Raw genomic sequence first — 14,415 nt, 5'->3', positions numbered from 1 at the left:
CCGACAATTTCTGGCACATGACACAACAAGGTATTGCGATTGGATCCTATTGGGTCTACTTTTGCCGCAGCTTCGACGGCGCGACGACGCGCTGTTGCGCCCGACCGCCACGGAGGAGCCTTGCCGCGCCAACGACGTTTGGAACCGATCCGCCCTTGGGTGGAGTTCACCGCCACACAGGCCGACTGGGGAAAGGCCGATCCCGACCTGCTGCGCGGCATGCTCGCCCAGCTGCACCTCATCCGGGCCTTCGAGGAAACGGTGCTCGACCTCGCCGGTGAGGGACTCGTACACGGTCCCGCCCACTCCAGCATCGGGCAGGAAGGCGGTGCCGTCGGCTCAGCGATCGGATTGCGGACCTCCGACGGCATCAACGGCTCGCACCGCAGCCACCACCAGTTCCTCTCCAAGGCCCTCACCCATGTCACCAAGGGCGAGGTCGACCTGGAGAACCTCGTGGACGACGGCGTCCGCACGGTGCTGCGCCGCACGCTCGCGGAGATCCTCGGACTCGCCCAGGGCTTCACCAAGGGACGCGGCGGTTCGATCCACTTGCAGTGGCTCGAAGCCGGCGCCCTGGGCAGCAACGCGATCGTCGGAGGCGGCGTCCCGCTGGCAGCCGGCAACGCCTGGGCGCAGCGCCACTCCAACACCGACGACCTGACCGTCACCTACTTCGGCGACGGAGCGGTCAACATCGGATCGGTCCTGGAGACACTGAACCTCGCGGCGGCCTGGGACCTGCCGCTGTGCTTCTTCATCGAGAACAACCTCTACGCCGTCTCGACACGGGTCGCGGAGGTCACCCGCGAAGACAGGCTCTCGGGCCGTGGCCTCGGATTCGGCATTCCATCGTGGCGCGTCGACGGGATGGACCCCCTCGCCGTACACCTCGCCATGGCCCAGGCGGAGGAGGTCATGCGCGGCGGCGGAGGGCCGTGCATCATCGAGGCCGACGTCTACCGCTACTTCCACCAGAACGGCGGGTACACCGGCAGCGCCTTCGGGTACCGCACCAAGGAGGAAGAGGCGGCCTGGCGCGAACGCGACCCCATCCTGAAGACCGAGCGGGAGATGTCCCGCCTCGGGCTGCTCGACGAAGCAGCCGCGGCCGGGGTCCGCGAGCAGGCGCGCGAGGCGATGCGACAGCTCACGGAAGAGCTCGTCGAAGCCGATCCGGACAACCAGGGCAAGCGACGGATCATGCCGGCGCACTGGCCCGACCCCGCCACGGCCAACGACGGTCTGCGCGGCGACGCCAGCGAGCTGGCCGGCGCCCGTACCCTCGACCCGGCGACGTACGACGGACCTGCCGAGCAGAAACGATTTGTCACGGCGGCTTCCGATGTCCTCGGACGCCGGATGGCGCAAGACCCGAGGGTCGTCGTCCTCGGCGAGGACGTGCACCGCCTCGGTGGTGGAACCAACGGCGTGACCAAGCGGGCACTACAGGTTGCACCCGATCGCGTACTGGGTACGCCGATCAGCGAGAACGCCTTCGCTGGCCTGGGCGCCGGCCTGGCACTGGACGGTCGGTTCCGGCCCGTCATCGAGTTCATGTACCCCGACTTCCTCTGGGTCGCGGCCGACCAGGTGTTCAACCAGATCGGCAAGGCCCGCCACATGTTCGGCGGCGACAGCGCCGTCCCCCTCGTGCTGCGCACCAAGGTGGCCATGGGTTCCGGTTACGGCTCGCAGCACCTCATGGATCCAGCCGGAATCTTCGCCACCAGCCCCGGCTGGCGCATCGTGGCCCCTTCCACAGCGGCCGACTACATCGGGCTGTTCAACACCGCCATGGCCCTCTCGGATCCGGTCCTCGTGATCGAACACGTCGACCTGTACGGAGTGTCACAGGACGTGCCCGAGGGCGATCTCGACTACCAGCTTCCCCTGGGTGTCGCGGCTGTGCGCCGCACCGGCTCCGACATCACCGTGATCAGCTATCTGTCGATGGTGCACAAGGCACTCGAAGCGATCGAGAACACCGGTGCGGACGCCGATCTGATCGATCTGCGCTGGCTCGACCGGGCGTCGATCGACTGGGACACCATCGGTGCGAGCATCCGCAAGACGAACGCGGTGCTCATCGTCGAGCAGGGCGCACAGGGCACCTCCTACGGTGGCTGGCTCGCCGATGAGATCCAGCGCCGGTACTTCGACTGGCTGGATCAGCCGGTCGAGCGGGTCACCGGTGGTGAGGCGAGCCCCAGCATCTCCCGGGTGCTCGAAGCAGCGTCCATCGCACAGGTCGATGACATCGCCGCCGCGCTCCGACGCAGCCTGGCCGCCATGGGAGGGAACTGATGGCCCTTGTCATCCGCATGCCCGAAGTCCTGACCGGCATGGCCGAAGCCATCGTGCTGGCCTGGCACGTCGCACCGGGCCAGGAGGTGTCGGTCGGACAGGCGATCGCGGAGATCGAGACCGAGAAAGCCGCGGTCGACTACGAGGCCGAGCAGGCCGGCACGGTCGCGGGTTTCCTCGTCGAGCTCGGCACGCCGGTCACGGTCGGTACACCGATGCTCGTACTGGCTGTCGCAGGTGAGACGGCCGAGCAGGCACTGGCCGAGGTCTCCGGTGGACCTGCTTCGTCCAGTACGTCTGGTACGTCTGGTACGTCTGGTACGTCTGGTACGTCTGGTACGTCTGCCGACGGTGAAGGTGACGCCCCGGCCCCGGCCGAGACAGCCACGGCTCCCGCCGAGGCATCGACTGCCCGCCCGGACACACAGCAACAGGAGTACACCGAGAACTCCGTGCCGGTGGCAGAGTTGCCGTCCCGGGAGCGTCTGTTCGCCAGCCCGCTCGTACGGCGGCTCGCCCGCGATCGAAAGGTGGATCTCACCACGGTGGTCGGCACGGGCCCCGGCGGACGCATCGTCCGTCGCGACCTCGACCGGTTCAAGGCAGACGCGGCGCAACAACCCGTCGCACCGACCCTCGCGCAACCGGCTGCACCCGCGGTCCGGCCCGGGGCCGTACCTTCACCGGCAACCAGCGAGGCGAGCCGACCCGTTCCGCGCCACGCGGACGACGGCGAGTTCACCGATGTGCCGCACACCGGTATGCGCCGTGCGATCGCCCGGCGACTCACCGAGAGCAAGAGCACCGTTCCGCACTTCTACATGGACATCGACTGCCGCGTCGACGCACTGTTGGAGCTGCGTCGGACGATGAAGGCCGACCACGGACCGAACACACCGACCCCGTCCGTCAACGACTTCGTCGTAAAGGCGGTCGCCGGAGCTCTCCAGGACGTGCCCGAGGCCAATGCGATCTGGACGCCGGATGCGATCCGCAGGTTCTCGTCGGTCTCGATTGCGGTTGCGGTCGCCATCGACGGCGGCTTGGTCACCCCGGTCGTACGCAACGTCGACACCCGCTCGATCGGCGACATCGGCCGCACCGTCGCCGATCTGGCCGGGCGGGCGAGGGAAGGCCGACTGAGCCAGTCCGACCTCGAAGGAGGCTCGTTCACCGTTTCGAATCTCGGAATGTACGGGATCGAACGGTTCGGCGCGATCATCAATCCGCCCCATGCGGGAATCCTCGCGGTGGGCGCGGCCACGCGTCGCGCGGTCGTGGACGACGACGGTGGCATCACATCGGCCACGATCATGACCGTCACTCTCTCCGGCGATCACCGTGTCCTGGACGGGGCACTCGCCGCGCAATGGCTGGGCGCCTTCAAGGAACGCATCGAACACCCAATGCGCATCCTGCTCTGAGCCCGCTCCGCAGTGGGAGCCGCTGATGGAGTCGACGCGGTGCAGTCCCGCAGGGGAGAACCCTGCGGGACTGCACCGCGTCGGCTCCATCCGTCCAGGGGCTCCCGATCGATGTGACGGCCAGTCGTGTCCAGCGAACGGACCGTGTGCCACCCGTTCGGCGAGACCCGATCATGTCCCGCACGATGGCAGTGTCGGTCCCTTGGAGCATCCGGCCGGTCGAAGGCGATGAGTTCCGAGCGGCCCGACAGTCCATACAGGGAAAGCGGAGAGAGCCACAGCACGACGACAAGGGGAATGCGATGCCCACCGTGACGCCCAATCTCTGGTTCGACACCCAAGGTGAGGACGCAGCGCAGTTCTACGTATCGGTCTTCCCGAACTCGAAGATCACGAACGTCTCGCACTACGGCGAGGCCGGTCCACGCCCGGCAGGCACCGTACTGACGGTCGACTTCGTCCTCGACGGGCAGCCGTACACCGCGATCAACGGCGGCCCGGAGTTCACCTTCAGCGAGGCGATCTCGCTTCTGATCAACTGTGCCGATCAGGAAGAGGTCGACCACTACTGGAGCAAGCTGTCCGAAGGCGGCCAGGAAGGGCCGTGCGGCTGGCTGAAGGACAAGTACGGGCTGTCCTGGCAGGTGGCCCCCGCCGCACTCGGTGAGCTGCTCAGCGACCCAGACCAAAAGCGCGCCCAGCGCGCCATGAAGGCGATGCTCGGCATGAAGAAGATCGACGTCGCCGAGCTCTATCGGGCGGCGGACGCCGAAGCCTAGGAAGTGGGCCCTCGCCCCACCAGCATCAGGGCCATCGGTCCAGTGCGTCCGAGGGCGGGATTCACCGGCCGGAATCCCTCGCCCGGCGCCACTCGCGCAGGATCTCCTTCACATCGAGACGCTTGATTCCCAACGGTGGCCCCGGCGGAGGCATCAGCAGGAGATCAGTGATCTTCTTGTTGAGGTCCGACACCCGCTGCCGCACCTCCGCCTCACTCATCACCTGCGAAAGGGATGCGGGCAGATCCTCGACTTCCTTGCGGCACTCGATGACCGGGGAGAGGTAGGAGGCTCCCTCACGTGCCATCTTCGCCTTGATCCACCACATCTCGTCATACGGAGCACTGTCGTTCGACAAGGGCTTCCCAAAGCCGGGAAGGCTCGCGAACTCGCCGCGCTTCTCCGCCTCATGGATCTGGTGGTCGACCCAGCCCTCGAAGGGGACACCGGGCGGCTTCCGTTGCGTCATACCACCATGATGCCAAACCACAACGATCGTCGGTAAGGCGATGTGACCCATCACCGGCCCTTCGCACCGCCCTTCACGAGTGGTGCGCCCGGTGTGGAGCTCCCGTTGCTCCCGATGTACTGCGCCGAGCCCACGGCCATGTCCGAGCCCGCTGGTAGCGTGCCGGATCCAGCCGAAAAGATCATGATGGGACGGCAGACATGCGGGAAGTGACCCGTCACGAGGTCAGTGGAGAGCAAGCGGCTCGGGCACTCGATGACATCGACCGACGGACCCGGCAGCGGTGGAACGCCTTGTGCGACGAAGACCCTTCACCGCAGAAGCTGCGGGAGATGCACGACGAGCTCATGGACCATGTCGCCGCTCGCAGTCTGGAGAAGGGGGCGACCTTCGACGAACCATCGCGGTCCGCACTGCGGACCGCGGCGGAGTGTTCCCTGGGCATATTGAGCGTTGGTTGCTTCCCCAACGGCGACCAGGAGATCGTCTTCCCGCTCATCGGGGAGACGCTCACCAGCGAGGACACCGACTTTGGCGACGCCGTCGACATCGCCCCCACGGCCAGGACCTGGCTCGACACCTTTGCCGTATCCCTGGTGAGTGGCCTGGTGTGGGAGTGGCAGCGGGTGGTTGGTCTCCTGCTGCGCGAGGACTACGCACCCGAGATCCACAAGGGGGTGCCGTACTCATTTCTGAACTCGACGTCGGATCCGGCCGACCTCGCTGAAATGGACGCGCTGTGCGGCTACCTCAGGCAGGCCGATGGCCATCTCCCCCGGGACTGGCCCACCGTGCCCCTGTGCAAGCCCGCTGCCGATGAGCGCGCCGAAGCGGCCTTGAAACTGGATGCCTTCGACACTCTGACACCGGATCAGCGACTCCTTCGCGTACTCCTCGACGACGACCAGCGAGCCTTCGAGCGGGCGCTCGTGGCCCGACTCATCGAGCACCGCGAGAACACGGGCCCCGATCCCGCCCCCAGAACCCTGTTCCCGTTGGGCGTCCTCGGCCTGGCCTGCCTGGCGGTTCAAGTGCACGGATGGGAGTTGAACGTCAGGTCCGGCTACCTCCCGCACGACGTGCTGGGATCCCCGGACGCGCTGCGACGGGCGGCTGACACGGGTGAGAATCACCTGGGACTGTGGGCGGCCAAGTAGCCAGATCCCTCTATGGGCGGCCCTGTTCGGTCTGCCGAGCAGGAGGATGGTTCACCACCGACCCTTGCGAGCGCGTAGCACGGGGACTTCGGGAGTGCCCCTGGGGTTACGCCTTGCGTCGACCGGGTTCCCCGCAGCCGTTCGCTCCAGGGGCGATCGTCACCTACCCGGCCGATTGTCGTTAGACCCGGTGCGCGTACTTGTCCGCCGCCAGCTCATCGTGCCGGTCGGCTGAGGAGCGACGAGCGCAAAGGGCGGAGCGTCGAGGTCTTCCGACCTCGGACCGTCTGATGGAGCGTGAAGCACCGGGGGAGGAAAGCGTGGTCGTGTCGAAGGGCATGAAGGTTGCGATCATGACGGGCGCGGCGGCGGCGATCGCCTCAACGCCCCTGTATTGGCTGCTCGGCGGCCCCGATAGTGGTCGGTTGGTCGCCGCTTCCGTTCAGGGCGCCACGGGAGTGGTCGCTCTGGTGTGGAGCCTGTTCACCTCCCCCGGTGCTGCCGAGCCCCGCAGGGCGACGGATGCGGTGGACATCGTGACCGGTTCGGGACGGGCAAGCGCGAGCGACGGAGGCACGGCGGTCAGCGGCGGGGTGCGCGGAAGCGGTGCCGACGGCATCCCGATGCGGGTGCAGGACTCCGGGAAAGTCACGGCACAGGGGCCCGGCAGCTTCGCCTGCTCGGGTGTGTACTCCGCCGACAAGCCCACGACCTAGCCAGGAGTTTCGCGAGAAGACCCCGCATGTCCGCACAGGAGGACCCGCCCGAAGAGAGTCGCCCCTTACCGGTGGGGCGCGGCGCAGGCCAACCCGGTGATGTTGATCCGACGGCCGAACCATCACTGATACGACCGCCGAACGAAACCCCCGTACAACAGGCCCGGGATACGGGAGACGCGTATGCGGGGCCCGGCGGCTTCGCCAACAGCGGCATCGTCCAACTCGTGTTGGACGCAAATGATGCCGAGCGCTTCAGTACGACGCTGGTGTGGAAGCTGCTGGAGGCCATCGATTCACTGGAGTCCCAGCTGCGTGGGCTCGATGACGGGCCGGTGCCGAGCACACGGGGCTTGCGGAGCGTCCAGTTGGAGCGGAACCACCTCCGAAAGCGCCGTCGACGGGCCGAGTCACAGCTGAGACGGGCCAGAGCGGACAAGAAGCGGGCCAACCGGCTGCGGCACGCGGCCGAGCAGTGGGCAGAGAAGTGGGCGCTGGAACACGCTCGAACGGGCCGGGTTCCCCGGGCCACCGTCCAGCGGCAGAGGCTCATCGAGCCGACCCTCCCGTCACGTGCCTTCGGGGGTGACCACGACGAAGTGCTACGGGCCATCGCGTTGGAGCTCGATGCCAATGCAAGGGAGTTGGGCCGGCTGCGCAGGCTGCTGCGTGCAGGTCAGCGCAAGCCTCGTACTGCGCTTCTGATCGCGTTGTTGATCACGACCGTCGTCGCCATCGCCCTCGTCGTCAGCATGCCCTTCTCTGCGGAGCCGGGCCGTCGGGGGATTCGCGCACCCGCAACCGGACCAGCCGACGGACTCACCACAACGATGTCCCGCTCCGCGTCCACGACTCCCCCACAAGCACCGCCGCGCCGGCCCTCGCGCGCCCCGGACAACAAGGCCAGCACGGACAGCCCGGCCAGCGAGGCCCTTGACTCCCCCCGTCCTTCGTCATCACCTGCTGCGTCATCGCGGAAGTCCATCCCCCGACGACCGGTGCCGCGAGAAACCCCTTCCACCTCTGCGCAGACCAACAGGCCGTCGAGCAAGATCTTCATCGTTCGGGGGCATCGCAATGAGATGAACGTCAACATGACCGGCTTCGAGCCGGACGAGGACGTCATGATCTACGCATACACGGACACGGACACCACCGACGGTCCGTACGATCAGAGAATCCACACCATCGACGCCGACGGCACTCGCGAGTTCGGCGCCTTCCCCATGGAAGCCCCCGGCCGCTATTGGGTGGTCGCATCGGGTGTGAAGTCGAACGTCATCGCTTGGGCTGGGTGACCAAGGCGTGCCGACAACCGCCCCTGACCCACATGACACAGCGCACGGTGCACCGCATCGGGCCCGGGTGTTGGCCCGGGCCCTTGGGCACGGCGTCCACGCCCCGCGCGCAGGAGCGCCGCCAGAACGGACCACGTGGCGTGGACCGAATCCCGATCCGCTACTGGGCGTTGCCGACGGTGGTGTGTGCGGCGTTGCGGATCTGATCGGCGACGAGATCGGGATGGGACATCATCGCCACGTGTGAGGATTCGACCTCGACCGTGTGGGACTTGGCCCTCGCCGCCTCGAACCGCTCCAAGTCGGGGGCGATGGCCTTGTCGTTCTTCGCGACGATGAACCAGGACGGAATCGTCCGCCACGCGGCGGCGGTCGCGTTCTGGCCGAAGCCCGCCTGGGCGACGGGGCGCTGCTCCACCGCCATGACCCGCGTCTGGGCCTCGGGAAGGTCCGCGGCGAACACGGCGTGGAACTTGTCGTTCTGGATGTACAGGTCGGTGCCGCTCGTAGTGCCGTCGGTGTAGGGAACCGGGCGCAGCGCGGTACCGAGGTCACTGCCGGTGAACTTCGTGGACAGCGTGGCAGGGTTCTCGCCCACGTCCGGCATGAAGGCCGATACGTACACCAGCGCCTTCACGTTTTCGTTTCCGGCCGCCGCCTGGCTGATGACCGCCCCGCCGTAGGAGTGCCCGGCGAGCACGATCGGTCCCTTGATGCTCTTGAGGACGGAGGCGACATAGGCGGAGTCGCTGAGAACGCCGCGGAGGGGGTTCGGAGGAGCGACCACCGGATAGCCGCGGTGCTGGAGCCGCTCGACCACGGCGTTCCATCCTGACGCGTCCGCGAAGGCACCGTGGACCAGGACCACGGTCGGCTTCACTCCCTGCGCGGTGGGTTCCGGGTGGCTGGCTCCGGAAGGGTCACCGCCGGCCATCGCGGGCCCGGTCGCGAACACCGCTGCCGTCAGCGCGGCGGACAGAGCGGTCACGCGCACTATGCGGCGCCGCGCACTGGAGGAGGGTGGTACGGCCATGAGGGGTCTCTCTTCTGCTGGGGGAAGGGCTGGTCCCACCTTCATTCGCGGCGCCGCTGCGCGCTCTCCGCGATGGGCGAGAGAGTGAACCGATCGGCCGTCCGGGTGACACGGGTACGGGCGCTCCCTGGGAGCGGTGGAGCCGCCGGCCAACGGCGAAGGCGAGTGCACGACAGCAGCGATTTCGGCCACTCAGTCCCGCACAAGACATTCGCCACAACTGATTTCGCATCAGATGGGTCATTGAACAACGAATTTAGTTATTACGAAGCCGGTTATGTGCGGTATAGCATGCCCAACTAGCAATCCAGGTCCGGAATTCGCACATCTCTCATAGGGGTCGGGTATGCCCAGATTCAGTGATCGCGAGCTTGGAATGACCCGGAAAATCACCCGCAGGGACTTTCTGGACGGGGTGGCCGTCAGCACCGCCGGTGTTGCGGTGGCGGCAGCACTGCCCGGCGTTGCCCAAGCCGCACCGGGCCCTCGCCATGACAAGGGCCACGGACACGGACATGAGCACGGACATGGACACGGTGGACACACGTCGTACCCGCCCACTGAAACCGGCCTCAGGGGACAGCAGGCCGGTTCGTTCGAAGTCGCCCACTCGGTGCGCGACGGCAAGTTCGCCCCGGGCTCCATCAAGGACACGCGCGAGTCCTACGATCTCGTCGTCGTCGGCGCGGGACTGAGTGGGCTGGCCGCGGCGCACTTCTACCGCAAGGCCGTCGGATCGCGCGCCCGCATCCTCATCCTCGACGCCCTCGACGACTTCGGCGGACACGCGCGGCGCAATGAGTTCCGCGTGGGCCGCCACACGCTGCTCTCCCACGGCGGCACCGTGAACATGGACACCCCCAGCACCTGGTCCCGCGAGGCGTACAGACTGGTGACCAGGGATCTCGGTGTCGACTTCAAGGCACTGGAAGCCACCGTCAAATCCGATGCCTACCAGCAGTACGCGCTGCGCAGTGGGACCCTTTTCAACTCCGAGCGCTGGGGAAAGGATCGGCTGGTGATCCGGGAGTCCGGCGAGTCCTGGGCCTCGTACGTCACCAAGCTCCCGATGAGCGATGCGAGCAGGGCGGCGCTCGTCCGGTTGTACACCACCACCGAAGACTTCTTTCCGGGAATGACGGACGCCCAGAAGAAGGCAGCGCTGGCCCGCACCCCGTACGAGAACTATCTGCGCGAGAAGATCGGAATGGATACCGATGCGCTGGCGATCATGAGGCGTGGGACCAATGGGCTGTGGGGCGTCGATGTCGACCGTGTCGCCGCCGCCGACGCCTGGGCGACCGGACAGCCCGGCTTCAACGGTCTCAATCTGGAGAGCACGCCCTGGCCGGGCGCCGGCTTCACACCTCTGATGCAACTCGCGGCGACAGAAGGGGACGGCAACTACTACTTCCCCGAGGGCAACGCCACTCTGGCACGGCTCCTCGTCAGCAAGTTGGTCCCGGACGCCTTCAAGGACCGCCGCCTCGACTGGAAGGAGGCGCCCACGGCGACCGCCCGCTACGCCAACCTGGACGACTCGGACTCCTCCGTACGCATCCGGCTGTCGAGCACGGTCTTCCAGGTCCGCAACGAGGGTCGACACGGCGCGACCGTCAGCTACTCGAAGAACGGGCGCAGCTACCGGGTGCGGACCAAGGGCGTTGTGATGGCCTGCTGGAACTCGGTGGCCTCCTACATCGTTCCCGAACTGCCCGCCGACCAGGTCCAAGCGATGCGCTACGGGGTGAAGGTACCGCTGGTCTACGCACGGGTGGCGCTGCGTGACTGGCGTGCCTTCGCCGCGGCGCGCGTTTCCCGGGTGAGCACCCCGTCCATGTACTTCAGTAGCTTCGGGCTGCCGACGGTGACCGAGATCGGCGACTTCAAGATGCCGCACCGCCCCGAGCTGCCGACCGTCATCGCCTTGTCCGCGACTCCGAACCAGCCCGGCCTCGGTGCGTGCCGCGACCAGCACAAGGCCGGCCGACGCGCCCTGGCCAGGATGCAGTTCGAGAACTTCGAACGGGAGATCCGCGATTCCATGGCTCGCTCTCTGAGTGACCACGGATTCGATCCAGGCAAGGACATCACCGCCATCACCGTGAACCGGTGGGCGCACGGGTACTCCTACGAGTACAACTCGCTCGACGACCCGGCGCTGTTCGGGCCCGAGAGCCAGCGGCCCTATGTCAAGGCCCGTCGTCCCGTCGGTCGGATAGCCATCGCCAACTCGGACGCCGAAGCCTTCGGCTACACGCACGCTGCCTTCGACGCCGCCTACCGCGCTGTGTCCCACCTGGTGTGACGCATTGCCGGACCGTACGGCATGGCCTTCGTGATGCTGGGCCTGCCCGTATGGGGAGCGCCGTCGATGAGCGAATCCCCCGGAGGGCCTGCAACAACGCGGAGACCTGCTCGCCACCGTGCCCCAGCCCGTCCCGGTGGGCTGGGGCACGGTGGTGGTGCATGCGGCTCGGTCGTGCAAGCCGAGCCTTGCAGCCGGTAGTGCGGAAGGGTGGTTCCCGGCGCGACCCGGACGGATTGCACCGTGCGGCGGGTGGTGGTGAACTCCTCACCAGCGGCCCTCCGACCTGCTTCGATGGCGGAGTCAACGGCCGGAACGACGTCGTGCCCTCCTTCGTAGGACGAAGAGGACGAGCAGCACGGGGAGCAGCGCGGGCAGCCATCGCATGGCGGCGGACGCGACGTCCCCGGCGGATGCCTCCTCGCCGTCCGACGTGCCGGGCTCCGTACCTTCGTCGAGGCTCTGCGCGCCGCCGCCGAGCCACACTTGTCCCTGTTGGGTGTCCGTGACGGGTTGTGCCAACGACCGGCTCACATCCCGGGTGAGTGTGGGCCAGCGCTCCTTCAGCCGGTCGCCCGACATGGAGGTGAAGGGGACGGCGGTGAAGTCGACGCCGCCGTAGAGATATGTCTTGGTGTATTCGGTGTTGCCCTCGCGCGTACGGTGCGTCACCTTGAACTCGCCCTTGGTGTAGGACCGTACGTACTGGTCGAAGGTGTCGCGGGGAGTCCAGCTCTTCGCGGTGGTGTACGCGCTGATGTCACCGTTGTCGATCATCGAACCGTACGTCGTCTTCGTACGGGCGCTCAGTTGGCGGTACCACTCCGCCGCGACCCGACTGAGGTACACACGCCGCAGCTCTGCGTACTCGGGTGCCTTGTTCACGGCTTCGACCACCCTGGGCAGGATCATGCGCCGAAAAACCTTCTCGTTGTGCTCCTGCACGGACGTCGACTGCTCCGCACAGGACATCGTCGCCTTCGCGCCGCGCGACTTCAGATACTGCGTCTCCATCTGCACATCCAGCGGTGCGTCAAGGATGTGCAGTTCGCCTTCCTTCTGGTGCACGGTCGCCGGCGACGGCACGATCCAGGTGCGGAACGACATGCAGTTCCCCGACAGTGCTTCCCAGTAGTCCGCGCCGAGCTTCGTATCCGGGTGGATGAAGGTGCCGGTCGTCTTCTTCAGCAGCAGATCGGCTTGCAGCAACACCCGTCCCGCATCGGTCCGGCCCAACCGGGAGTCGACGATGCGGTCCGGTTCATTGGGATTGAGGTTGACCCAGAACGTCGAGGGTTCCAACTGCAGCCAGACGAAGAAGGCGTCCGACGACTCCTTGGCACCGGCGAGCCCGGTCGATCCGCTCCCCTTGTCCGATGCCGTCAAGGGGGCTTTGAAGGCATAGCGAAGCCCACCGCCATCCGCCCCGGGATCGCTGAGGTAGCGCAGTTCAAGACGGGAGAAGTCGATACCGCCTGGTGCCTCGTGCGGTGTTGTCAGACCCCGTGCCAGACCGCCTCTGACCTGGTCGTCCGCGCCATCACAGCTGGCGATCCGCGGTGTGGAATGGGCTGCGAGGCGAAAGGCGGCTGCTCCGGATTGCGCGAGGCTCTGGGCCTGCGGCCTGGGGCAGTTCGCTGGAGCCGCGGTGAAGAGGGACGTGGCCGCGGTGTCGGTCTTGCGTGCCGTGTTGATGTCCTTGCGGAGGTTGCCGCGAGCCGTGGCCGCTCGGACGCTCTCGATGTCCCGGTAGCGATCGGTGATCTGTTGTCGGGTGGCCTCCGCGGTCTCCCGGCGAACGGCCACCTTCTCCATCTCCTTCTTGATCACCTTCCGCTCGTTGGCACGTTGTGCGGCTGGCAGTTTGGCCGCCTTCTGCGCCCGTTCGACGAGTCGCCTCTGACTGTTCGCAGCCTGGTGAACTTCGGCTTCGGCCTTCTTCAACTCGGTGTTACGTTGCGCCCGCTCCGGTCGGCTCAGGCCGTACTCCTGCGCGTGATAGGTCGGAGTGCCGTCCTCGATGACCTCTTCGTCGCACTCTTCGCATGGACCCCGATCGGTGTACCAGGAGAGCGGCTTCAGAGCGGCTCTGCCGGTCCTGCGCTCCTGCAGCACATTCTTGATCAGCTTCTCGGAGTGCAGGCCCGTCTTCTTGCGGCCTTCCCGCAGGCCGGGAAAGCTCATCGCCCGCACCATCAGCAGGTTCTTCACGCCCTCGGCACGCAGGTTCCGATAGTCGCCGGGCCGCAGATAGCGTTTCCACGTCTCCAGGGGCACCAGCTTGAAGTCGTACGCCGGTGCCTCCTCGGGTCGAGCAGTCCGCAGCAGGGACTGGAGTTCCTCGTCGGTCCGCCCGCGTGGATCGACGAGCGCTGCGGCGACGTTGGCGAACTCGCTGTAGCCGTTGGCGTACTGGCCCGACTCCCGGATGTACGCGCCTCTGTACTCAGTGCCCAGTCGGTCCCGGAAGTCGAATCCCTCCTGGCTGAACTGGTCCTCGTAGTACGGGACGAGCCCACCGGCGCCGTCCGCAACGGATCGGGTCGCAGCCTGTGCACCGGATACGACATCGCCGCCGCCGGGGCCGATCAGGGGAGCTGCCGCGAATGCCGTCAGGCAGCAGGCCGCCATCCACCTGCGCCACCTCGGCGCCCGTGTCCACGAGTGTTCCCCAGTGTTCCCGCGCATGATCGAGTGCACCCCCGGATGTGCGCCTGCAAGTCATCGGCGACCGTAGCCCGGGGGCGGACGATCCGCCGTTCATACGTCGCGCATTACCTCGAAAGAGCGGCGCCACGATCCGGTTCATGGCGACGCCCGCGGGGGCGGTGACCATGCCGGCCGCGGCGTTCGTACTTCGCCGCGCCACTTGTGCGCATGCCTCCTTCAGTTCCGGCTTTGGTGTCCATACGGCCCGCAGTAGA

General features: G+C 66.9%; 10 protein-coding genes. 7 read left to right on the top strand and 3 right to left on the bottom strand.

Annotated elements, in window-relative coordinates:
* Positions 1–120: 120 nt before the first annotated feature.
* From OID54_RS35275 to OID54_RS35265, 3 genes are all read left to right on the top strand, one after another.
* Positions 121–2,307 carry an alpha-ketoacid dehydrogenase subunit alpha/beta gene (locus OID54_RS35275; RefSeq protein WP_329026367.1) on the top strand — a complete coding sequence of 729 codons (2,187 nt, stop codon included), beginning with the start codon at positions 121–123 and terminating at the stop codon, positions 2,305–2,307.
* Positions 2,307–3,731, top strand: coding sequence for a dihydrolipoamide acetyltransferase family protein (locus OID54_RS35270; RefSeq protein WP_329026366.1), 1,425 nt, complete (start codon positions 2,307–2,309; stop codon positions 3,729–3,731). The genes OID54_RS35275 and OID54_RS35270 overlap by 1 nt, the downstream gene beginning before the upstream one ends.
* A gap of 302 nt (positions 3,732–4,033) precedes the next feature.
* Positions 4,034–4,510, top strand: a complete 477-nt coding sequence (locus tag OID54_RS35265; protein WP_329026363.1) for a VOC family protein — start codon at positions 4,034–4,036, stop codon at positions 4,508–4,510.
* 61 nt (positions 4,511–4,571) lie between these two features.
* Here OID54_RS35265 and OID54_RS35260 read toward each other — a convergent pair whose 3' ends face one another.
* Complete coding sequence (locus tag OID54_RS35260) at positions 4,572–4,979, bottom strand: J-domain-containing protein (RefSeq protein WP_329026360.1); 408 nt, start codon at positions 4,977–4,979, stop codon at positions 4,572–4,574.
* Positions 4,980–5,179: 200 nt separating this feature from the next.
* Here OID54_RS35260 and OID54_RS35255 point away from each other — a divergent pair, with 200 nt between their 5' ends.
* The 3 genes from OID54_RS35255 to OID54_RS35245 all read left to right on the top strand — a co-directional run bounded on the left by OID54_RS35255 (position 5,180) and on the right by OID54_RS35245 (position 8,150).
* The gene (locus OID54_RS35255; RefSeq protein WP_329026358.1) at positions 5,180–6,136 is read left to right on the top strand and encodes an immunity 49 family protein; all 957 of its coding nucleotides are present in this window, start codon (positions 5,180–5,182) and stop codon (positions 6,134–6,136) included.
* 326 nt (positions 6,137–6,462) lie between these two features.
* Positions 6,463–6,852: a hypothetical protein gene (locus tag OID54_RS35250; protein WP_329026356.1), complete on the top strand. Its 390-nt coding sequence runs from the start codon at positions 6,463–6,465 to the stop codon at positions 6,850–6,852.
* Between the two features lie 26 nt (positions 6,853–6,878).
* Positions 6,879–8,150 carry a hypothetical protein gene (locus OID54_RS35245; RefSeq protein ID WP_329026354.1) on the top strand — a complete coding sequence of 424 codons (1,272 nt, stop codon included), beginning with the start codon at positions 6,879–6,881 and terminating at the stop codon, positions 8,148–8,150.
* 160 nt (positions 8,151–8,310) lie between these two features.
* On the opposite strand, the gene OID54_RS35240 is transcribed toward OID54_RS35245, so the two are convergent.
* The gene (locus OID54_RS35240) at positions 8,311–9,183 is read right to left on the bottom strand and encodes an alpha/beta hydrolase (protein ID WP_443055738.1); all 873 of its coding nucleotides are present in this window, start codon (positions 9,181–9,183) and stop codon (positions 8,311–8,313) included.
* A gap of 376 nt (positions 9,184–9,559) precedes the next feature.
* Here OID54_RS35240 and OID54_RS35235 point away from each other — a divergent pair, with 376 nt between their 5' ends.
* Positions 9,560–11,491: an NAD(P)-binding protein gene (locus tag OID54_RS35235; RefSeq protein ID WP_329026352.1), complete on the top strand. Its 1,932-nt coding sequence runs from the start codon at positions 9,560–9,562 to the stop codon at positions 11,489–11,491.
* A 303-nt stretch (positions 11,492–11,794) separates the two neighbouring features.
* Here OID54_RS35235 and OID54_RS35230 read toward each other — a convergent pair whose 3' ends face one another.
* Positions 11,795–14,122, bottom strand: a complete 2,328-nt coding sequence (locus tag OID54_RS35230) for a cell envelope integrity protein TolA (protein ID WP_329026350.1) — start codon at positions 14,120–14,122, stop codon at positions 11,795–11,797.
* Between the last annotated feature and the right edge of the window lie 293 nt (positions 14,123–14,415).

Origin of the sequence: Streptomyces sp. NBC_00690 (assembly GCF_036226685.1) — a bacterium.
Classification (GTDB): domain Bacteria; phylum Actinomycetota; class Actinomycetes; order Streptomycetales; family Streptomycetaceae; genus Streptomyces.
The sequence above is the reverse complement of the archived record's forward strand: the minus strand, read 5'-3'. Positions and strand labels throughout refer to the sequence as shown.

What these genes read in the sequence shown, in the direction of transcription:
- OID54_RS35230 (WP_329026350.1), bottom strand. Translation starts at nt 14,122, where the DNA reads ATGGCGGCCTGCTGCCTGACGGCATTCGCGGCAGCTCCCCTGATCGGC.
- OID54_RS35245 (WP_329026354.1), top strand. Translation starts at nt 6,879, where the DNA reads ATGTCCGCACAGGAGGACCCGCCCGAAGAGAGTCGCCCCTTACCGGTG.
- OID54_RS35265 (WP_329026363.1), top strand. Translation starts at nt 4,034, where the DNA reads ATGCCCACCGTGACGCCCAATCTCTGGTTCGACACCCAAGGTGAGGAC.
- OID54_RS35270 (WP_329026366.1), top strand. Translation starts at nt 2,307, where the DNA reads ATGGCCCTTGTCATCCGCATGCCCGAAGTCCTGACCGGCATGGCCGAA.
- OID54_RS35260 (WP_329026360.1), bottom strand. Translation starts at nt 4,979, where the DNA reads ATGACGCAACGGAAGCCGCCCGGTGTCCCCTTCGAGGGCTGGGTCGAC.
- OID54_RS35255 (WP_329026358.1), top strand. Translation starts at nt 5,180, where the DNA reads ATGCGGGAAGTGACCCGTCACGAGGTCAGTGGAGAGCAAGCGGCTCGG.
- OID54_RS35235 (WP_329026352.1), top strand. Translation starts at nt 9,560, where the DNA reads ATGACCCGGAAAATCACCCGCAGGGACTTTCTGGACGGGGTGGCCGTC.
- OID54_RS35240 (WP_443055738.1), bottom strand. Translation starts at nt 9,183, where the DNA reads ATGGCCGTACCACCCTCCTCCAGTGCGCGGCGCCGCATAGTGCGCGTG.